Source organism: Pseudomonas sp. URMO17WK12:I12, assembly GCF_000514395.1.
GTDB classification, from domain to species: Bacteria; Pseudomonadota; Gammaproteobacteria; order Pseudomonadales; family Pseudomonadaceae; genus Aquipseudomonas; species Aquipseudomonas mucoides.
In genome coordinates this window covers 674,190-694,709 of sequence record NZ_KI911392.1, presented here as the reverse complement: position 1 = coordinate 694,709, position 20,520 = coordinate 674,190, and the positions used below count along the sequence as shown (strand labels likewise).

Annotated in this window: 18 protein-coding genes; 5 read left to right on the top strand and 13 right to left on the bottom strand. The window is 60.1% G+C overall.

The genetic code is table 11. The features are described 5' to 3' along the window. Positions 1-27 precede the first annotated feature (27 nt). The 3 genes from creC to D882_RS0130155 form a co-directional block, all read right to left on the bottom strand. A complete protein-coding gene (gene creC, locus D882_RS0130165; RefSeq protein ID WP_027926675.1) occupies positions 28-1,446 on the bottom strand; it encodes a two-component system sensor histidine kinase CreC in 1,419 nt (472 codons plus the stop codon). After that, entirely contained in the window at positions 1,446-2,126 is a 681-nt protein-coding gene (creB, locus tag D882_RS0130160) for a two-component system response regulator CreB (protein WP_027926674.1), read from the bottom strand. The genes creC and creB overlap by 1 nt, the downstream gene beginning before the upstream one ends. Positions 2,127-2,200: 74 nt before the next feature. After that, positions 2,201-2,707, bottom strand: a complete 507-nt coding sequence (locus tag D882_RS0130155; protein WP_027926673.1) for an ATP-dependent zinc protease — start codon at positions 2,705-2,707, stop codon at positions 2,201-2,203. Between the two features lie 191 nt (positions 2,708-2,898). On the opposite strand from D882_RS0130155, the gene D882_RS0130150 reads away from it, so the two are divergent. Continuing rightward, on the top strand, positions 2,899-3,786 hold the full coding sequence (locus tag D882_RS0130150; RefSeq protein ID WP_027926672.1) for an acyltransferase: 888 nt from the start codon (positions 2,899-2,901) through the stop codon (positions 3,784-3,786). Between the two features lies 1 nt (position 3,787). On the opposite strand, the gene D882_RS0130145 is transcribed toward D882_RS0130150, so the two are convergent. Continuing rightward, positions 3,788-4,342, bottom strand: coding sequence for a DUF2780 domain-containing protein (locus D882_RS0130145; protein ID WP_027926671.1), 555 nt, complete (start codon positions 4,340-4,342; stop codon positions 3,788-3,790). A 463-nt stretch (positions 4,343-4,805) separates the two neighbouring features. On the opposite strand from D882_RS0130145, the gene D882_RS0130140 reads away from it, so the two are divergent. Next, entirely contained in the window at positions 4,806-5,189 is a 384-nt protein-coding gene (locus D882_RS0130140; protein WP_027926670.1) for a DUF3757 domain-containing protein, read from the top strand. A 45-nt stretch (positions 5,190-5,234) separates the two neighbouring features. On the opposite strand, the gene fdhA is transcribed toward D882_RS0130140, so the two are convergent. The 8 genes from fdhA to D882_RS0130100 form a co-directional block, all read right to left on the bottom strand. Continuing rightward, positions 5,235-6,434: a formaldehyde dehydrogenase, glutathione-independent gene (gene fdhA / locus D882_RS0130135; RefSeq protein ID WP_007947729.1), complete on the bottom strand. Its 1,200-nt coding sequence runs from the start codon at positions 6,432-6,434 to the stop codon at positions 5,235-5,237. Between the two features lie 207 nt (positions 6,435-6,641). Then, positions 6,642-7,499 (bottom strand): formyltetrahydrofolate deformylase, encoded by an 858-nt coding sequence (purU, locus tag D882_RS0130130; RefSeq protein ID WP_027926669.1) that lies wholly within the window; start codon positions 7,497-7,499, stop codon positions 6,642-6,644. A 191-nt stretch (positions 7,500-7,690) separates the two neighbouring features. Beyond that, entirely contained in the window at positions 7,691-8,323 is a 633-nt protein-coding gene (locus D882_RS0130125; RefSeq protein WP_027926668.1) for a sarcosine oxidase subunit gamma, read from the bottom strand. Between the two features lie 128 nt (positions 8,324-8,451). Next, a complete protein-coding gene (locus tag D882_RS0130120; RefSeq protein ID WP_027926667.1) occupies positions 8,452-11,469 on the bottom strand; it encodes a sarcosine oxidase subunit alpha in 3,018 nt (1,005 codons plus the stop codon). Beyond that, on the bottom strand, positions 11,466-11,795 hold the full coding sequence (locus D882_RS0130115; protein ID WP_027926666.1) for a sarcosine oxidase subunit delta: 330 nt from the start codon (positions 11,793-11,795) through the stop codon (positions 11,466-11,468). The genes D882_RS0130120 and D882_RS0130115 overlap by 4 nt, the downstream gene beginning before the upstream one ends. Positions 11,796-11,809: 14 nt before the next feature. Continuing rightward, entirely contained in the window at positions 11,810-13,060 is a 1,251-nt protein-coding gene (locus D882_RS0130110; RefSeq protein WP_007947735.1) for a sarcosine oxidase subunit beta, read from the bottom strand. A gap of 23 nt (positions 13,061-13,083) precedes the next feature. Further along, the gene (glyA, locus tag D882_RS0130105) at positions 13,084-14,337 is read right to left on the bottom strand and encodes a serine hydroxymethyltransferase (RefSeq protein ID WP_027926665.1); all 1,254 of its coding nucleotides are present in this window, start codon (positions 14,335-14,337) and stop codon (positions 13,084-13,086) included. A gap of 284 nt (positions 14,338-14,621) precedes the next feature. Beyond that, positions 14,622-15,332: a TraX family protein gene (locus tag D882_RS0130100; RefSeq protein ID WP_027926664.1), complete on the bottom strand. Its 711-nt coding sequence runs from the start codon at positions 15,330-15,332 to the stop codon at positions 14,622-14,624. A gap of 133 nt (positions 15,333-15,465) precedes the next feature. On the opposite strand from D882_RS0130100, the gene D882_RS0130095 reads away from it, so the two are divergent. Together D882_RS0130095 and D882_RS0130085 are read left to right on the top strand one after the other, a co-directional pair. Next, positions 15,466-16,506, top strand: a complete 1,041-nt coding sequence (locus tag D882_RS0130095) for a low specificity L-threonine aldolase (protein ID WP_027926663.1) — start codon at positions 15,466-15,468, stop codon at positions 16,504-16,506. Between the two features lie 264 nt (positions 16,507-16,770). Further along, positions 16,771-17,595 carry an NAD(P)-dependent oxidoreductase gene (locus tag D882_RS0130085; RefSeq protein WP_027926662.1) on the top strand — a complete coding sequence of 275 codons (825 nt, stop codon included), beginning with the start codon at positions 16,771-16,773 and terminating at the stop codon, positions 17,593-17,595. A 105-nt stretch (positions 17,596-17,700) separates the two neighbouring features. Here D882_RS0130085 and gbcB read toward each other — a convergent pair whose 3' ends face one another. After that, positions 17,701-18,801, bottom strand: coding sequence for a glycine-betaine demethylase subunit GbcB (gene gbcB / locus D882_RS0130080; protein WP_027926661.1), 1,101 nt, complete (start codon positions 18,799-18,801; stop codon positions 17,701-17,703). A gap of 281 nt (positions 18,802-19,082) precedes the next feature. On the opposite strand from gbcB, the gene gbcA reads away from it, so the two are divergent. Next, positions 19,083-20,378 (top strand): glycine-betaine demethylase subunit GbcA, encoded by a 1,296-nt coding sequence (gene gbcA / locus D882_RS0130075; RefSeq protein WP_027926660.1) that lies wholly within the window; start codon positions 19,083-19,085, stop codon positions 20,376-20,378. Positions 20,379-20,520 lie beyond the last annotated feature (142 nt).

Genomic DNA, 20,520 nt, shown 5'->3' with positions numbered 1-20,520 from the left:
CCTGCTCGCGATGGCAACGACTCGGTCCTAAACCAGGCGCAACCTGACCTCAACCCCACCTTCGACATTGCCAATGCTCAATGTCCCGCCATGCAACTGGACCACTTCTTCGACAAAATTAAGCCCCAGCCCAGTGCTTTTGCGACCACTGTCCGGACGCGGCAATGAGTAAAACCGCTCGCTCAGACGCGGCAAGGCATAGTCAGGAATCGCCTCCGCCTGGTTAAACAGCCTGAACTCAATCTGCTCCCCAATTCGCTCGGCGCTAAAACGCAGCACACCCTGAACCGGGGTGAAATCCAGCGCATTCTCCAACAAATTCCCCAACGCCTGACGCAACAGAAACGGCTCACCGGTTAGCGTCAGGTCCGCCGAAATCCGTTGCTCCACACGCAACTGCTTACCCTCGATCCGAGCCGCCTGAGCCTTCAACACTTCATCCACCAACCCGGCCAACGGCACCGCTACCCGTTCCTCCAGACCTTGCCGCTGTTCGACTTGAGCCAGGTTCAGCAGCCGCTCAATCAACTGCTGCATCCGCACACTTTCGCTATCGATATTGCTGACGAACCGCTGCTGCTGCGCCAACGGCATCTCGCCTTGCAGCAATTCCGCCGCCCCGCGAATCGCCGCCAACGGGCTCTTCAACTCATGGGTCAGCGTGTGCACATAACGCTCGACGTAGGCCTTGCCTTCGAGCTGCGTGCGCATGTGCTCCACCGCTGTCGCCAGTTGCTCCAGCTCACCGCCGCGATAATGCGGCACCTCGACCCGACGGCCGTCACTCACCGCTTGCGCATACGCGGTCAACCGGCGCAGTGCCGCGCTCAACCACCATGACAACAACGCTCCGAACAACAGACCAAGACCGATCAACCCGGCGCCATAGGCCAGCAATCTTCGTTCGGTGCGATCGACGTAAGGCTGCAACGAGCTGTTGGGCTTGGCCACGGTGACCACGCCGATGATCTGGCCGTTGTCGCGGATCGGTGCACCGACGTGCATCACCGAAGAGTGGGCGTCGTTCGGGTCGCTACGCGTGGAGCGGGCGCCGTATTCGCCGCGCAGGGTCAGGTAAACGTCATTCCAGCGCGAGTAATCCTGCCCCACCGCCGCCCCGCTGGAGTCCAGCACCACGATGCCTTTGGCGTCGGTGACGTAGATGCGGTGATTGACCTGATTCTTCGGCAAGCCCCAGATGCTGGCTTTCGGTTGCCGCTCGCCGTAGGCCTTGAGCAACTCGGGCCAGCGATTCTGGTTGAGGGTCCCGGCCTTGAAGTCGTCGCGCAGGATTTCGGCCATCAGGTTGGCCGTGTCGACCAGGGTTTCTTCGGTGGACTGGCGCACACCGGGGCGGATTTCTTCCATCACGGTGTTGAGCACGAAGTAACCGGTCAGGCCGATGAACAACACATAGACCAGAAAAATCCGGATCCCCAGCGGCATCAGCTGTGCCCCGGGCTGTAGCTGTAGCCGAGGCCGCGATGGGTCTGGATCGGCTCCGCGTCTGCCCGTACCAGACGCAATTTGGCGCGCACGCTCTTGATGTGGCTGTCGATGCTGCGCTCGTAACCGGCATCGGCGGCGATGCCCAGCGCATCCAGCAATTGCTCGCGACTGAACACCCGCTCGGGTTGTTCCAGCAGGCATTGCAGCAGGCGGAATTCGTGACGGGTCAGGCTCAGCGGCTGACCGCGATAATTGATTTGCACCCGTTCGTTGTCGATCCGAAACAACGCCGATGAGGATTCGGCCACCGTCCTTGGCGCCATGCGTTTGAGAATGGCCCGGACCCGCGCGGCGACTTCCCGCGGGCTGAACGGCTTGACCACGTAATCGTCGGCACCGATTTCCAGGCCGACCACACGATCGATTTCGGCATCGCGGGCACTGAGAAAAATCACCGGCACTTCGCTGAAACGGCGCAATTGCTTGCAGGTCTCGAAGCCGCTGATGTCGGGCAAACCAATGTCGAGAATGATCAAATCGGCTGGCATGGCACGCTGATGATCCAGCGCTGCCGCGCCCAGGCTCAGCCAGGTCGTGGTGAAGCCTTCACCCTGTAACGCGAAAACCAGGGTGTCGGCAATCGCCGCTTCGTCTTCGACAATCAAGATATGAGGCATGGCGTCCTGGCCCGGTTATGAAGTGGGCGAACGGTGCCCCAAGGCTCACGTCACGTCAATGAGACCACTTGAATTCAGCAATCGGGTTTGTCGGCGGTAAAACGGCGTGCCGGGTTCACCGCCGCGCCGAATTCACGCAAGGCTTTGGCGCCGATCAGCAAAGGGTAGTTGAAGCTGCTGCGGTCGGTCAGGTTGACCTCGACGGTGCGCTTGACGTTGCCCAGGCACAGCTCCAGATCGACCACCGGACGCTTGGTGGGCTCGGTCGCCTCCTTGTCATCGTCCTCTTCTTCGGAACGGGTCTTGATCTTGCTGATCCGCGCGACCTTGTGTTCGTAGACCTTGTTGCTGGCGTCCTTGGTGGCAAGGCGAAAACGTACCCAGTCTTCGCCGTCGCGGGTGAAGGTTTCGATGTCCTTGGCCGACAGCGACGCGGTCAGGGCACCGGTGTCCATCTTGGCCTTGAGCACTTCGCCGCCGATTTCCGGCAGCGCGATGTATTCGTAACGCCCGTACAGGGTCGGCTCGGCGGCCAGGACTGGCAGGGCCACCAGGGAAAGCAGTGCGAGGATCGATTTCACGTAATGGGCTTCCATAAGGAGTGGGCAGCGGGATTTTAGACCGTTGTCGAGTAGATCGTTCCCACGCTCTGCGTGGGAGCGAGCGTGTCGCAAGATTAACGCCCCAAAGGTGAAACATTCGTCACCCCCGATTTGGCCTCCCGCCCGAAGCTGCTTATCATGGCGCGCCCACATGATCCCAAGAGTTACTTATGCGCCGCCTGCTCACCGGCTGTTTCGTCACCCTGCTGCTGTTGCTCAACACCCTGGTCCTGATCGGGCCGCTGATGGTATTTGCCCTGCTCAAACTGGTCCTGCCCGGTCGCTATCGCGACTACGCCTCATGGGCCGTGATGTGGATCGCCGAGACCTGGGCCGAGATCGACAAACTGATCTTCCGTCTATGCATCCCGACCCGCTGGGACATCCGCGGCGGCGAAGGCCTGCGCGTCGACACGTCTTACCTGGTGATCAGCAACCATCAATCCTGGGTTGATATCCCGGCGTTGATCCAGACCCTCAACCGGCGCACGCCGTTCTTCAAGTTCTTCCTCAAGAAAGAGCTGATCTGGGTGCCGTTCCTGGGGTTGGCATGGTGGGCGCTGGATTACCCGTTCATGAAGCGTTACACCAAGGCCTACCTGGCCAGGCACCCGGAGTTGGCCGGCAAGGATCTGGAGATCACCAAAGCGGCGTGCGAGCTGTTCAAGCGTCAGCCGGTGACGGTGGTCAACTACCTCGAAGGCACTCGCTACACCGCCGCGAAAAGCGCCCAGCAGCAATCACCCTTCACTCACCTGCTTCGGCCCAAGGCAGGCGGCGTGGCGTTTGTGCTGGCGGCATTGGGCGAACAGCTGGATGCCGTGCTCGATGTGACGGTGGTGTATCCGCAACAGGCGATTCCGGGGTTCTGGGATTTGATCAGCGGTAATGTGCCGAGGGTCATCATCGACATCAAGACCCGCGAACTAGACCCCGCGCTGTGGCAAGGCGATTACGAAAACGATCCGCTGTTTCGCGAAAAAATCCAGAACTGGGTCAACCAGCTCTGGATCGAAAAAGACCAGCGTATCGACGCATTGCGCGCCGAGCGCCGTTGAATCAACTGCCGGTGCCAGCGCCCCAGATCCCGCCCAGGCTTTCCAGCAACGAGCCACCAACGCCCTGCTGACCGAGGTATTGCAACAGCACCGGGGCAAACTGGCCGATCATGCCGCTGTCCATGCCCAACTCGCTAAAAGCGTTGTTCAGATCATTGGTGTTCTTCACGGCACCCAAGGCATTGTCCAGACCGGCCGCCTTGCCGGAAGACCCAAGCAGGCCGGCCAGCGCGCCCAGCTCACCGCCGCCGGACAACTTGTCGATGCCCGGAACGCTTTTGGCCAGTTCCGAGTAATCGGTCGAGCTCAACTGATTCTTCGCCAGCCCCAGCATCGCCCCAGTCCCGCCGACGGCCTGTTGAGGTGTCACGTTCAATTGGCTGAGCGCGCTCAACAAACCGGCCGTTTCTGAAGTCGGCGCCGCGGCGGCGGCTGTATTACCGCCCTGCATGCTCGACGCCGCTTTAGTCACGTCGTCCAGGCTGAAGCCTGCGAAGACCGGGCTGGCCGCAAGGGTCATCAGCGAAGCCAGTGCAAAACCGCGTGAAATCTTCATCCAGACATCCTCTTGTGCCATGAAAACCGCCTGTGAGCGGACGGGAAAACTGCCGGTTTGACCGGGGTTTTGGCGGTGTTGTTCCTTGCTGGCGTTGCCATTTTTTTCGCTGTAACTAAGCAAGACCAGTAGCAATGAAAACATCAATGTCTGTCTCAAATTATAAAAAGGTTATTTATTACGCCGAACCCTCATAAAAAACTGTTAGATCTGACAGTAGCCAACCACCATCGCACAACTTAATCTCCCAGTTGCAGGGGATACCGTAAACGTATGACATCGTCCCAGGTGATAACGGCCGGTACTACGCGACAAACATTCAAATAGTTAGACGCAAAAAAACCAATTAACTTGAGTTAGCTCTGACAGTCGGCACTTAGCTACCTGCCTATAACTTCACAACTCCACAGCACTCAACATTACTTGTGTGCCGCATGGACATTAAACACACAAGGAGAGCGTTTTGCGCACAACTATTATTTCAAGCACCTTTGCGATTCTGACCATCAGCAACTTCGCCTACGCAGACACCTGTCCTGATCCATCAACTTTCAAACAGGCAGACAACGTTTTTACCGCAAAAGACAAGTCGGGCCGGATCTGGAAAGGTGAGTACTGGCAGACCGAAGCCCCCTCTTTCAGCTTCGAAAGCGCGGCCTACATCACCGAAGACGAAGGCGAGGACGGCCTCCCCATGACCGTCAGTCAAATGAGCTGTCGCTACGGGAAAATAGCGATGGTTCTCGATAATGTGAAAGATTGGAAGCCAGCACCTGGAGTTTGGGACAAATCAAATCACTGCACGAAGTCCATCAGCGAGTGCTCATTCAACAGCAGCAATAAATAAAAAAGGGCGACATCTCTGTCGCCCTTCTCCCGTCTTGCGTAACGCTTACGCCGCGCTGAACAGTTTGTGCGGATCGATCACAAACTTCTTCGGCACGCCCGCATCGAACTCGCCGTAACCACGTGGCGCGTCATCCAGGCTGATGACTTCCACGCCAACGATGTCGGCAATGTGAATGCGGTCCCACATGATCGCCTGCATCAGTTGGCGGTTGTACTTCATCACCGGCGTCTGGCCGGTGTGGAAGCTGTGGGATTTGGCCCAGCCCAGACCAAAGCGAATGCTCAGGCTGCCCATTTTCGCGGCGGCATCTACAGCACCCGGGTCTTCAGTCACATAGAGGCCTGGAATACCGATTTTACCGGCGACACGAACCACCCCCATCAGCGAATTGAGCACGGTGGCAGGGGCCTCGTGTTTCACGCCGTCATGGCCGTGACCGCGCGCTTCGAAGCCTACGGCGTCGACAGCGCAATCCACTTCCGGCTCGCCCAGCAGCGCAGCGATTTGTTCGTGCAGCGGCGTGTCCAGGGACAGATCGGCGATTTCGAAACCTTGCGCCTTGGCGTGGGCCAGGCGAACGGTGTTGACGTCACCGATGATCACCACTGCCGCGCCCAACAGGCGAGCGGAAGCGGCGGCTGCCAGACCGACCGGACCGGCACCCGCGATGTACACGGTGCTGCCTGGGCCAACACCCGCCGTCACGGCGCCGTGGTAACCGGTGGGCAGGATGTCGGAGAGGCAGGTCAGGTCGCGGATTTTTTCCATCGCGCGATCGCGATCCGGCAGTTTCAGCAGGTTGAAGTCGGCGTACGGCACCATCGCGTATTCGGCCTGGCCGCCGGTCCAGTCGCCCATATCGACATAACCATAAGCACCGCCCGGACGGGCCGGGTTGACGCTGAGGCAGACACCGGTGTGCATCTCTTTGCAGGAACGGCAGCGCCCGCAAGCGACGTTGAACGGTACGGACACCAGATCGCCGATTTGCAGGTTTTCGACGTCGCTGCCCTTCTCGATGACTTCGCCGGTGATCTCGTGGCCGAGCACCAGACCGGTCTGAGCGGTGGTACGGCCGCGCACCATGTGCTGGTCGGAACCACAGATGTTGGTGGAAACCACACGCAGGATGACAGCGTGATTAATCTTCCTGCCGCGCGGGTCCTGCATTTTCGGATAGTCGATTTTCTGTATTTCGACTTTGCCATTGCCGAGATACACCACACCACGATTGCCAGACATGCTTTCACCTCGCTGTTGTTTTTATGTAGCGGTCGCGTCGCCATGGAGCGGCGGCGCGTTGATTGCTCGGGTTATTGCCTGTGTGTCTTTGCTTTGTCTGTTGGGGCCTCATCGCGGGCAAGCCCGCTCCCACAGTGGCAGCGGTTGACCACAAGACTTGTGAACGACACAAAACCCTGTGGGAGCGAGCTTGCTCGCGATAGCAATCTAGAGAACGACGGTGCGATTGGCGTTCAAAAATACTCGTCGTTCAATGTGATAACCCACCGCCCGCGCCAGGGTCAGCCCTTCGATATCCCGCCCCTTGGCGATCAGGTCTTCCGGGTAATGACTGTGGTCCACCGCCTCCACGCCCTGGGCAATAATCGGCCCCTCGTCCAGGTCGTTGTTGATGTAATGCGCCGTCGCGCCAACCAGTTTCACGCCCTTGTTGTAGGCCTGGTGATACGGCTTGGCGCCCTTGAAACCGGGCAGCAGGGAGTGATGGATGTTGATCGCCTTGCCGTCGAGTTTGCGGCACAGCTCTGGCGACAGGACTTGCATGTAGCGCGCAAGAATCACCAGTTCGGCGCCGGACTCTTCGATCACCTGCCATACCTGACGCTCCTGCGACGGCTTGTCGTTGGGGTCCAGCGGGAAGTGGTAGTACGGAATCTGGTGCCAGTCGGCCAGCGGCTTGAGGTCGGGGTGGTTGGAAACCACGGCGGCCACGTCCATCGACAACTGGCCGATGCGCTGGCGATAGAGCAAGTCGTTGAGGCAGTGATCGGCCTTGGAGACCATGATCACCACTTTTGGCCGGTAGTTCGGTGGTGTCAGTTCGAAGACCATGCCGAAGGCTTTGCCACGTTCTTCCAGTCCGGCGCGGAAGGCTTGCTCGTCGAAGCCTTCGGGCTGACGGAATTCCACGCGAATGAAGAAGCGGCCCGAGAGCCGGTCATCGAAGGAGTGGTGCTCGGTGACGTAGCAGCCCTGCTCGAACAGAAAGCGGGTCACCGCGTCCACGGTGCCGAGGACGCTGGGGCAGTCGGCGGTCAGAATCCATGTGTCTGGGGCGCGGCTCATAGTGCGGTGACTCCTGTTCGAAAATACCTACACGGCTGCGAAGACCTGTGGCGAGGGAGCTTGCTCCCGCTGGGTTGCGAAGCGACCCCAAAATCAGCGACCGCATTCACTCAGGAGGAATGCGGGCTCAGGTTTTACGACTGCTGCGCAGCCGAGCGGGAGCAAGCTCCCTCGCCACAGGGGAACGATCATTAAGCCTGGACGCTCAGGCCGTATTCAGCGGCCGCATCCTGCAACCACAACCACCAGTAATCCGAGAAGCTGCGGCGGATCAGCAGTTCCCAAGTGTCTTCGGCGGTATGGCGAATCACCAGTTGCGACTTGGCGAACACCGTGCCCACGGCCTTGCCCACCGGGAAGCTGTTGGGGTGCACGTCGTAGCTGGTGGATTTCATCAGCACCTGGCGCACGTTCGGGCCGCTCAGTTCGAGGATCTGCTGGCCGCCGCTGACATTGGTGATTGCAATGTGCAGGTCGCCCAGCGCTTCACGCAGTTTTTGCTCGGCGGCAAATTCTTCACCGGTCGGCACGATCAGCAGCCATTCATCCGGCCCCATCCATTGCAGGCTGGTTTCGCCTTTGATGACGACGGTCAGCGCACCCGGCAATTCGATGCCAAGCGCCTTGTGTACGCCGGCGGCAAACGCAGCATCGTGGCCATCGCCACGGATGGTCAGGTGGCCGAGGAGTTTCTTCTCACGCACGGTCACGCCGGCGTTTTTGCGGCCCTTGCCCGCCAGGCTGGCGAGGTCGGCATGATGCAGCGACGACTCGGCCTTGGCCCCGGTGGTTGGGCGTTGTTGGTAAACATTGGCTGCGGTCATAAAGCACCTTTCCTGAATTCGTTTCCCTGTGGGAGCGGGCTTGCCCGCGATGGGAGCAACTCGGTCTGCCTGAGGCACCGCGCTATCGTTCATCGCGGGCAAGCCACGCTCCCACAGGTTCTGTGGTGTCAGATGTTCTGGCGATCACCCTTAGGATCGAAGAACACCGAAGAAACAATTTCCGCCTCGATCACGCTGCCATCCGCCAGCGGTGCGAACACACGCTCACCGATACGCTTCAACCCGCCTTTCACCACGCCCATGGCAAATGAATAGCCCAGGGAGTTGTGCAAGTAGCTGGAGGTCACGTGGCCAACCATGGTCATCGGGATCGCTTGCTTGGTGTTGAACACCAGTTGCGCACCTTCCGGCAGCCATTTGGTCGGATCGATCGGCTTCAGGCCCACCAGTTGCTTGCGTTGATCACGCACGCAGTCTTCGCGGTTCATGCCACGCTGACCGATCCACGAGAACGGTTTGGTGCGACCGACGCACCAGCCCATGTTCAAGTCATCCGGCGTCATCGAGCCGTCAGTGTCCTGGCCGACAATGATGAAACCCTTCTCGGCCCGCAGGATGTGCATGGTCTCGGTGCCGTACGGCGTCAGGTTGTATGGCTTGCCGGCCTCGACGATTTTCTCGAGCACGCCCATGGCGTAGTCGGCTTGCACGTTGACTTCGTACGACAGCTCACCGGTAAACGAAATCCGGAACACCCGCGCCGGCACACCACCGACCAGACCTTCTTTCCAGGTCATGAACGGGAAGGCTTCGTTGCTCAGGTCGATGTCGGTGACGTGGCTGAGCAGCTTGCGGCTGTTCGGCCCGGACAGGGTCATGGTTGCCCAGTGATCTGTCACGGAGGTGAAGTACACCTTCAGCTCCGGCCATTCGGTCTGGTGGTAGATTTCCAGCCATTGCAGCACGCGTGCAGCGCCGCCGGTGGTGGTGGTCATCACGAAATGGTTGTCGGCGAGGCAAGCGGTGACGCCGTCGTCGAAGACCATGCCGTCTTCTTTGCACATCAGGCCGTAGCGCGCCTTGCCCACGTCGAGCTTGGTCCAGGCGTTGGTGTAGATGCGGTTGAGGAACTCACGGCAATCCGGGCCCTGGATATCGATCTTGCCCAGGGTCGACGCATCCAGCAGACCAACACTGTCGCGCACGGCTTTGCATTCGCGTTTCACCGCGGCATGAATGTCTTCACCGCTTTTCGGGAAGTACCACGGACGTTTCCACTGACCGACATCTTCAAACTCAGCGCCGTTTTTCACGTGCCAGTGATGCAGTGCGGTGTGACGGACCGGCTCGAAGATGTGCCCACAGTGACGACCGGCCACGGCGCCGAACGTCACCGGCGTGTAGTTCGGGCGGAACATGGTGGTGCCCATCTGCGGGATGGTCACGTTCAGCGAACGGGCAGCGATGGCCAGGCCGTTGACGTTGCCGAGCTTGCCCTGGTCGGTACCGAAGCCCAGTGCGGTGTAGCGTTTGACGTGCTCGACCGACTCGAAGCCTTCGCGGGTCGCCAGCTCGATGGCGGCAGCGGTGACGTCGTTTTGCAGGTCGACGAATTGCTTCGGCGCCCGTGCGGTGGCTTTTTCGTGGGGCACCTGGAACAGCGCCAGCGTTGGCTCTTCCAGACGGCTCAAGGCTTTTGGCAGTACGCCTTCGACCGTTTGGAACCCGGCTTCGGCAGCGGCGCGAGCGCCCCCTTCAAAACCGTCGGCCAGGGAATCGCCGAGGCCGTAGACACCGTTGATACCACCGACGCACACGCGTTTTTGCGGTGCTTCGCCCGGTACGAAACCGAGGATGTCTTCGCGCCAGATCGGCTTGCCACCCAAGTGCGACGCCAAGTGAACCACCGGGCTGTAACCACCGGAGCTGGCAACCAAGTCGCATTCGAGCCACTCGCCAGGACTGGTCACGGCGTGTGCTTTGACATCAATCGCCGCCACACGAGCCGCCGTCACGTGCTTGCTGCCACGGGCTTCGATCACGGCGCTGCCGGTCAGGATGCGGATGCCTTTGGCACGTGCTTCTTCAACCAAAGCGCCACGAGGATTGCTGCGGGCGTCGGCGATAGCGACGACTTGCAGGCTGGCGTCGAGCCAGTCCAGAGCAACGCGGTAGGCGTGATCGTTGTTGGTCGACAGCACCAGTTTTTTGCCCGGTGCCACGCCGTAGCGGCGCACGTAAGTCGACACAGCACCAGCAAGCATGTTGCCCGGCACGTCGTTGTTGCCGTAGACCAGCGGACGCTCGTGAGCGCCGGTCGCCAGCACGACACGTTTGGCGCGAACGCGGTGGATGCGCTGACGCACCTGGCCAATCGGAGCACGGTCGCCGAGGTGATCGGTCAGGCGCTCGTGGATGGTCAGGAAGTTGTGGTCGTGGTAACCGTTGACCGTGGCGCGCGGCAACAGCAGCACGTCCGGGGTGTCTTTCAGTTCGGCGATGACGCTGGCGATCCATTCGGCAGCAGGCTTGCCGTCGAGGCTTTCGCGGGAGTCGAGCAGGCTGCCGCCGAACTCTTCCTGCTCATCGGCGAGAATCACTCGGGCACCGCTGCGCGCAGCAGCCAGTGCAGCCGCCAGGCCAGCAGGGCCAGCGCCGACGATCAGCACGTCGCAGTGCTGGTTCATGTAGTCGTAGGTGTCCGGATCGTTCTCGGTTGGCGAGCGGCCAAGACCGGCGGCTTTACGAATGTACTTCTCGTAAGTCATCCAGAACGATTGCGGGTACATGAAGGTTTTGTAGTAGAAGCCCGGTGGCATCAGCTTGCCGCCGACCTTGCCGAGAATCCCCATCATGTCGTTGTTCACGCTTGGCCAGCCGTTGGTGCTGGTGGCGACCAGGCCTTGATACAGCGCTTGTTGCGTGGCGCGTACGTTTGGAATCTGCGTGGCTTCAGTCGCGCCGATCTGCAGCACGGCGTTTGGCTCTTCAGCGCCCGCCGCGAAGATGCCGCGCGGACGGGAATACTTGAAGCTGCGACCGATGATGTCGACGCCGTTGGCCAGCAGTGCAGCGGCCAGCGAGTCGCCTTCAAAGCCTTTGTAGCTCTGGCCGTTGAAGGTGAAGTTCAGCACTTTGTTGCGGTCGATCCGTCCACCGTTGGACAGGCGATTGATCTGGCTCATACCTTAGCTCCCAGAGCCTGCGCGGCCGCTTTCGGACTTTCAGTCTTGTCGGTGAACTGCGGCTTGGTGCCGATCTTGTAGGTCTCGAGAATCTCGTAGGTCACGGTGTCGCGGGTGACGTTGAAGTACTGACGGCAACCGGCAACGTGGTCCCACAACTCGTGGTGCAGGCCGCGAGGGTTATCGCGGAAGAACATGTAGTCGCCCCACTCCTCGTCGGTGCAGGCGGTCGGGTCCAGTGGGCGCGGGATGTGCGCCTGGCCGGATGCATGGAATTCCTCTTCGGAGCGCAGTTCGCCGCAGTGAGGACAGAAGATATGCAACATGGGGATTTCTCCTGTTAGTGGGCAACCGCAGCAGCGCCGTGTTCATCGATCAACGCACCGTTGTGGAAACGGTCGATGGAGAAAGGTGCAGCCAATGGGTGCATTTCACCCTTGGCCAGACTCGCGGCAAACACGTTGCCCGAGCCAGGTGTCGCCTTGAAGCCACCGGTACCCCAACCGCAGTTGAAGAACATGTTCGGTACCGGCGTTTTCGAAATGATCGGGCAGGCATCCGGCGTGGTGTCGACGATGCCGCCCCACTGCCGGTTCATGCGGACGCGGGACAGTACCGGGAACATCTCGACGATGGCTTGAATCGTGTGTTCGATCACCGGGTACGAACCGCGCTGGCCGTAGCCGTTGTAGCCGTCGATACCGGCGCCGATCACCAGGTCGCCCTTGTCGGACTGACTGATGTAACCGTGTACGGCGTTGGACATGATCACGCTGTCGATAATCGGCTTGATCGGCTCGGACACCAGCGCTTGCAGCGGGTGCGATTCGATCGGCAGACGGAAACCGGCGAGTTTGGCCATGTGCCCGGAGTTACCGGCAGTGACCACACCGACGCGCTTGGCGCCGATGAAGCCCTTATTGGTTTCAACACCGATGCACACGCCGTTTTCCTTGCGGAAACCGATCACTTCGGTCTGCTGGATCAGGTCCACGCCCAAGGCGTCGGCGGCACGGGCAAAGCCCCAGGCCACGGCATCGTGACGGGCCACGCCGCCGCGACGCTGGACGGTCGCGCCCATCACCGGGTAGCGGGTGTTTTTCGAGCAGTCGAGGTACGGAATCTCGTCGGCTACTTGTTTGGCATCGAGCAGTTCACCGTCCACGCCGTTGAGGCGGTTGGCACTGACCCGACGCTCGGAATCACGAATGTCCTGCAGGGTGTGGCACAGGTTGTAAACGCCGCGCTGGGAGAACATCACGTTGTAGTTCAGGTCCTGGGACAGGCCTTCCCACAGTTTCATCGCGTGTTCGTACAGGTGCGCCGACTCGTCCCACAGGTAGTTGGAGCGAACGATGGTGGTGTTGCGCGCGGTGTTACCGCCTCCCAGCCAGCCTTTCTCGACCACGGCCACGTTGGTGATGCCGTGTTCCTTGGCGAGGTAGTAGGCGGTCGCCAGACCATGCCCGCCACCGCCGACGATGACTACGTCATAGACCTTTTTCGGGGTCGGCGTGCGCCACATTTTCTGCCAGTTTTCGTGATGGCTGAGGGAGTGTTTGAAGAGGCCGAAGCCCGAGTAGCGTTGCATAGTCATTTACTCCAAAACCGCGCTCAGCGATAAACCGGGAAGTCCGCGCACAGGGCCGATACTTGCTGCGCAACATTGGCCTCGACATCGGCATCGCCGAGGTTGTCGAGGATGTCGCAGATCCAGCCGGCCAACGTGACGCACTGGGTCACCTTGAAGCCGCGCGTGGTCACCGCCGGGGTGCCGATGCGCAGGCCGGAGGTGACGAACGGCGACTGTGGATCATTCGGGACAGCGTTCTTGTTCACAGTGATGTGGGCGCGACCGAGTGCTGCATCCGCGTCTTTGCCGGTGAGGCCCTGACGGATCAGGCTGACCAGGAACAGATGGTTATCGGTACCGCCGGACACTACATCGTAGCCGCGTTTGATAAACACGCCGGCCATGGCCTGGGCGTTGTCGATCACTTGTTGTTGGTAAGCCTTGAAGCTCGGCTCCAGCGCTTCCTTGAAGCACACCGCTTTACCAGCGATCACGTGCATCAGCGGGCCGCCCTGGGCACCCGGGAAAACGGCGGCGTTGAGCTTCTTCTCGATTTCTTCGTTGGCCTTGGCCAGGATCAGGCCGCCACGTGGACCGCGCAGGGTCTTGTGAGTGGTGGTAGTCACCACATCAGCGTACGGCAGCGGATTCGGGTACAGACCAGCAGCCACCAGACCGGCAACGTGCGCCATGTCGACGAACAGCAGGGCACCGACCTTGTCGGCGATCTGACGGAAACGTGGGAAGTCCAGAGTCTTGGAGTAAGCCGAGAAGCCGGCAACGATCATTTTTGGCTTGCATTCGACGGCCAGGCGCTCGACTTCGTCGTAATCGATCAACCCGGTTTTAGTGTCGATGCCGTACTGCACGGCGTTGTACAGCTTGCCCGAGGACGACACTTTGGCGCCGTGGGTCAGGTGACCACCGTGGGCCAGGCTCATGCCGAGGATGGTGTCGCCTGGCTGGATCAGCGCCAGATACACAGCACTGTTGGCCGAAGAGCCGGAGTGCGGCTGGACGTTGGCGTAGTCGGCACCGAACAGTTGCTTGGCGCGTTCGATGGCCAGGGCTTCAACCTTGTCGACGTGCTCGCAGCCACCGTAGTAGCGCTTACCCGGATAGCCTTCGGCGTATTTGTTGGTCAGGCCACTGCCTTGCGCTTCCATGACGCGTTTGCTGGTGTAGTTCTCTGACGCGATCAGCTCGATGTGATCTTCCTGACGTTGCTCTTCGGCATTCATCGCCGCCAGCAGTGCATCGTCGTAACCCTGGATCTGGTCTTGCTTGCTGAACATCGCGTCTCTCCCAGCGGCATCTATGCGCCATTCGTCTCGGTAAGGCACTGGTGTTTCGACAGTGCCCTTTGGATGCGATGGTATGACCGGCGCAGACAGGCCAAATGCCTACGGACGCCACGCAAAGGTGCGTTTACGACATGAGCCGAAATGCCTGACCGGACACGGTCCCCGAACCACCAGAGATCCCTGTGCGAGCGAGCTTGCTCGCGATGGCGGCGGGTCAGTCAATATCCCTGTTGAATGACAAACCGATATCGCGAGCAAACCCGCTCCCACAGCGGTCAGGTGACGATTTGGCGGACGAGTAGCAGCAGGAAAAAATGCAGCGGATAGAGGGCATAGGCCCAACGCCGCATCGGCAGTGGATGAATGCCTTTGGCATGTCGCAAAAGCAGCGTCCCCAACAGTGGCGCAATCAGACAAGCGGCGATGCCTGGCACCGCAGCACTATTGCCCAGCTTCGCGGCTTGAATCAGCACCCGCCATTCATTGGCCGCCAGGCACACCAGCCCCGGCAGCAGCGCGAAATACCAGGGACGCCGGATCACCAGCAACATCGCCAGCGGCAACAACACCCCGAAGAAACCAAACATCAGTCGCTCCGGGAACACTGCCGCCAGCGTCAAAGCGGCGACCGCCAACAGTCGCGATTGCAGCGTCGGGTGCTGCCAGCCCCGCGCGACCAACAGCCCAAGCGCCAACGTGGGCAACACGTTCAAGGTGTCGGGATCAGGAATGTACAACCTGTAAGGGATCTCACTGATGGCACTGAACAGCAGCAACCAGCCCAGATAACGCCACTGATGGGGCACTTCCCGTGCACGGGAAACATTCACCGCCATCGCCAGACAGAACCACGGAAACGCCAGCCGCCCCGGCACATACAGCAGATCGACGGAATAACCGACATATCGCAGGTGATCGAGCACCATGCTCAATAGCGCCAGCCACTTGAGCAGATCCAGTGCCCCATCCCGTTGAGTCATGTGCATAATTGCCCGTCGTCTTTGTATTTTTCTGTCAGACGCATCGCGTGTGCTCCCCGGATGATCTTCGGTAAAGTGCGCACCATCATTGACCACGAGTCGCTTCACCATAGGCGTCTCGACCACGGAAAGCAGGGCCATGACCGATAAGAGCCAACAATTCGCCAGCGACAACTATTCCGGTATCTGCCCTGAAGCCTGGGCGGCCATGGAACAGGCCAACCACGGCCACCAGCGCGCATACGGCGACGATGAATGGACCGCTCGCGCGTCCGACGATTTCCGCAAACTGTTCGAAACCGACTGCGAAGTGTTCTTCGCCTTCAACGGCACCGCCGCCAACTCGCTGGCCCTGTCGTCGCTGTGCCAGAGTTACCACAGCGTGATCTGCTCGGAAACCGCCCACGTCGAAACCGACGAATGCGGCGCACCGGAATTCTTCTCCAACGGCTCCAAACTGCTGATCGCCCGCACTGAAAACGGCAAGCTGACCCCGGAATCGATCCGCGAAGTCGCTCTCAAGCGCCAGGACATTCACTACCCGAAACCGCGCGTCGTGACCCTGACCCAGGCCACCGAAGTCGGCAGCGTCTACACCCCGGAAGAAATTCGCGCCATCAGCGCCACCTGCAAAGAGCTGGGCCTGAACCTGCACATGGACGGCGCGCGGTTCTCCAATGCGTGTGCGTTCCTCGGCTGCTCCCCGGCAGACCTGACCTGGAAGGCCGGCGTAGACGTATTGTGCTTCGGCGGTACGAAAAACGGCATGGCGGTCGGCGAGGCGATTCTGTTCTTCAACCACAAACTGGCTGAAGACTTCGACTACCGCTGCAAACAGGCCGGTCAACTGGCCTCGAAGATGCGCTTCCTCTCGGCCCCGTGGGTCGGGATTCTGGAAAACGACGCCTGGCTCAAATACGCCCACCACGCCAACCGCTGCGCACAGTTGCTGGCCGAACTGGTGAGCGACATCCCGGGCGTGGAACTGATGTTCCCGGTGCAGGCCAACGGCGTGTTCCTGCAACTCTCGGAACCGGCCATCGCCGCACTGACCGCCAAGGGCTGGCGCTTCTACACCTTCATCGGCAACGGCGGCGCACGCTTCATGTGCTCGTGGGACACCGAAGAAGAACGCGTACGCGAACTGGCCGCCGACATCCGCGAAGTCATGTCCCGCTGATTCCTTCAAACAGCAACCCGATCCCCTGTGGCGAGGGAGCTTGCTCCCGCTCGGCGGCGCAGCCGTCGTAGAACCAGCCAATGCGGTCTGCCAGACAGACCGCATTCTCAGTATTCGGGGCCGCTTCGCAGCCCAGCGGGAGCAAGCTCCCTCGCCACAAACCCCCTTTCCCCCTCCCCTGATCACTCACCCTGAAACTCTTGGTCTACATTGATTGGCGAGCCATCTCTATCCGCTCAGACAATAATAATCAGGAGCGTACGCATGTCCTTACAAGGCAAAACCCTGTTCATTACCGGTGCCAGCCGTGGGATTGGTCGTGAGATCGCGCTGCGAGCTGCGCGGGATGGGGCCAACATTGTGATTGCGGCCAAAAGCGCCGAGCCGCACCCGAAGTTGCCGGGCACGATTTTCAGCGTGGCGCAGGAAGTTGAGGCAGCGGGAGGCAAGGCGCTGGCCTTGCAGGTGGATGTGCGTGACGAAGATGCCGTGCGCAACGCGCTCGCCCAGGCCAACGAACATTTCGGCGGCATCGATGCGCTGATCAACAACGCCGGGGCGATCAAGCTGACCGGGGTTCAACACATCGAACTCAAGCGCTTCGACCTGATGCACCAGATCAACACCCGCGCCGTGTTGCTGTGCAGCCAGGCTGCCCTGCCCTATCTGAAAAAAACCGGTGGGCACATTCTCAACCTGTCGCCGCCGCTGAACCTGGCGACCCAGTGGTTCGCCCAGTACAGCCCCTACACCGTGACCAAATACGGCATGAGCATGCTGACGATTGGCATGAGCGAGGAATTCAAAAATTACGGCATCAGCGTCAATTCGCTGTGGCCACAGACCATGATCGCCACCGCCGCTATTGAGTTTCAGCTTGGCTCACGGGAATCGTTCAAGCATGCGCGAACGCCCGAAATCATGGCCGATGCCGCCCACGTCATTCTGGACAGCAGCGGTCGCAGCATCACCGGGCGATTGCTGATTGATGAGGAGATTCTACGGGAGCATGGCGTGACCGAATTCGATCACTACCGCTTTGAGCCCGGCACCAACGACAAGCTGATGCCCGACTTATTCGTGGACTGAAACACAAACCACTGTGGGAGCGAGCTTGCTCGCGATGACGCCGGAACATTCAACATTGATATTGACTGATCCAACGCTATCGCGAGCCAGCTCGCTCCCACAGGTTTAGAACTCGATACGCACGTCGCCCTTCGGCACGCTGCAGCACGACAGGATGAACCCTTCGGCTTCGTCTTCCTCGGTAATCCCGCCGTTGTGGTCCATCTCGACCTCGCCACCCAGCTTCATCACCTTGCACGTACCGCAAATCCCCATCCCGCACGCTTTCGGTATCAACAGCCCAAGCTTGGCCGCAGCCGCGTGCACCGTTTCGCCCGGCGCCACACGAATGCTTTTGCCGGAGGCGGTGAATTCCACCTGATGCAGGTCTGCCACGTCGATTTCCGGTGCATCCGCTGCTTGCTCGGCTTGCTCCACGGCGTCTGCGCGGGCTTCCGGTGGCGTCGCACCGAACGATTCCTCGTGGTAACGCGACATGTCGAAACCGGCGGTCTCGAGCATGCGCTTCACCGCATTCATGTAGGGCGTCGGGCCGCAGCAGAAGACTTCGCGTTCGAGGAAGTCCGGCGCCATCAATTCGAGCATCTTGTGGTTCAGGTAACCGCGATAACCGGCCCACGGTTCACCAAGACCATGCTTCTCGCAGATCAGGTGCAGGCTGAAGTTGTCGATCCGCGACGCCATGTGTTCCAGCTCGCGGTGGTAAATGATGTCTTTGGGCGAGCGGGCGCTGTGGATAAACACCATGTCGACGTTGCCGTTGGTGTCATAGAACCAGCGCGTCATGGACATGACCGGCGTGATGCCGACACCACCGCTGAGGTAGAGCACCTTCGGCGCGGTGAAGTCCATGGCGTTGAACAGCCCGACCGGGCCATGCACCGCCAGCTCCTGACCTTCATGCAGAGTGTCGTGCAGCCAGTTCGAGACCTTGCCGCCGGGCACGCGCTTGATCGTCACCGAGAAGCTGTAAGGCACCGATGGCGAGCTGGAAATGGTGTAGGAGCGCATGATCGGCACGCCGTCGATTTCCAGCTCCAGGGTGACAAACTGCCCCGGCTTGAAAAAGAACAGGATCGGCTGGTCAGCCATAAAACAGAAGGTGCGCACATCCCAGGTTTCCTGGATGACTTTGACGCAACGGACGATGTGACGACCATTGGCCCAGGTCTGGGTCGTTACCGGATTCAGGAAGCTGTTGGACATGCTGTTCTCCACCGCCGATGCTCGGCCTTATGTTGGCGATTCTGCGTAACGTGCGAACCACCCATTTACCTATCTGCGACATTCACATACTTATCGCGACCAAGCCCCAACTACCGGGGGTTGCGCGTCGGGAACAGAGTGGGCCATGTCGCTCGTAGATAAGGTTCCGGGCAACGCCGGCCCCACACTCGCCCCATACCAAGACACATCCTTTACACCTTGCGTAGCAAACCTGATCAGCCACTTTCGCGGCCACGCAGATGGCCTTGAGGAAATACACGATGGACGTCACCACTACCCTGAGCCTGGGCGATCCACTGGAACCCGCACGCAAGGCCACCGCGCAGATGCTGCAAGAGCGCGAGCGGACTTTCTCGCTGCCGCAGCCGTTTTACTCTGACGAGCGGCTGTTTGATATCGACATGCAGGAAATCTTCCAGAAAGAATGGTTGATCGCCGGCATGACCTGCGAGATCCCGACCAAGGGCAACTACCTGACCCTGCAAGTCGGCAAGAACCCGATCATCGTGATTCGCGGCGCCGACGGCGTGGTGCATGCGTTCCATAACGTCTGCCGCCACCGCGGTTCGCGTCTGTGCACCAGTGAAAAAGGCAAGGTCGCCAAACTGGTCTGCCATTACCACCAGTGGACGTATGAACTGGACGGCCGCCTGCTGTTCGCCGGCACCGAAATGGGCGCCGACTTCGACATGAAGCAGTACGGCCTCAAACCGGTGAACGTGAAGACCGCCGGTGGTTACATCTTCATCAGCCTGTCGGAGAACCCGCCGGCCATTGATGACTTCCTGTCGACGTTGAGCCATTACATGGAACCGTACGACATGGAAAACACCAAGGTGGCGATCCAGACCAACCTGTACGAAAAAGCCAACTGGAAACTGGTGCTGGAAAACAACCGCGAGTGCTACCACTGCAACGCATCGCACCCGGAACTGTTGAAAACCCTGCTGGAATGGGACGACGTCACCGACCCGCGCGCCGACCAGGCCTTCAAGGACCACGTCGCCGCCTCCGCCGCTGCCTGGGAAGCCGAGAAGATCCCGTACGCCCACGCCAGTTTCGGCCTGCGTAACCGTATCGTGCGCATGCCGCTGCTCAAAGGCACCGTGTCGATGACCATGGACGGCAAACAGGGCTGCGCCAAGCTCATGGGCCGCATCAAGAACCCCGACCTGGGCTCGATGCGCATCCTGCACCTGCCGCACTCGTGGAACCACTGCATGGGCGATCACATCATCGTCTTCACCGTGTGGCCGATCAGCGCTCAGGAAACCATGGTCACCACCAAGTGGATCGTGCACAAAGACGCAGTCGAAGGCGTGGACTACGACGTAGAACGCATGCGCAAAGTGTGGGATGAAACCAACAACCAGGACCGTCGTCTGGCGGAAGAAAACCAGCGCGGCATCAACTCCACGGCGTACCAGCCTGGGCCTTACTCCAAGACCTATGAGTTTGGCGTGGTGAACTTTGTGGATTGGTACAGCGAGCGTTTGCTGAACAACCTCGGGGCCGAGCCGGCACCGTACCTCAAAGGCGTTCCTGTTCAAGGCTGACAGAGCTAAAAGCATCGCGAGCAGGCTCACTCCTACAGGGATTTGTGACCGACACAGATCAAATGTAGGCGCGAGCCTGCTCGCGATGGCGCCCTCCCCAACAACCCATCCTTCCCCGCCCCCGATACCCTTTCCCCGATTC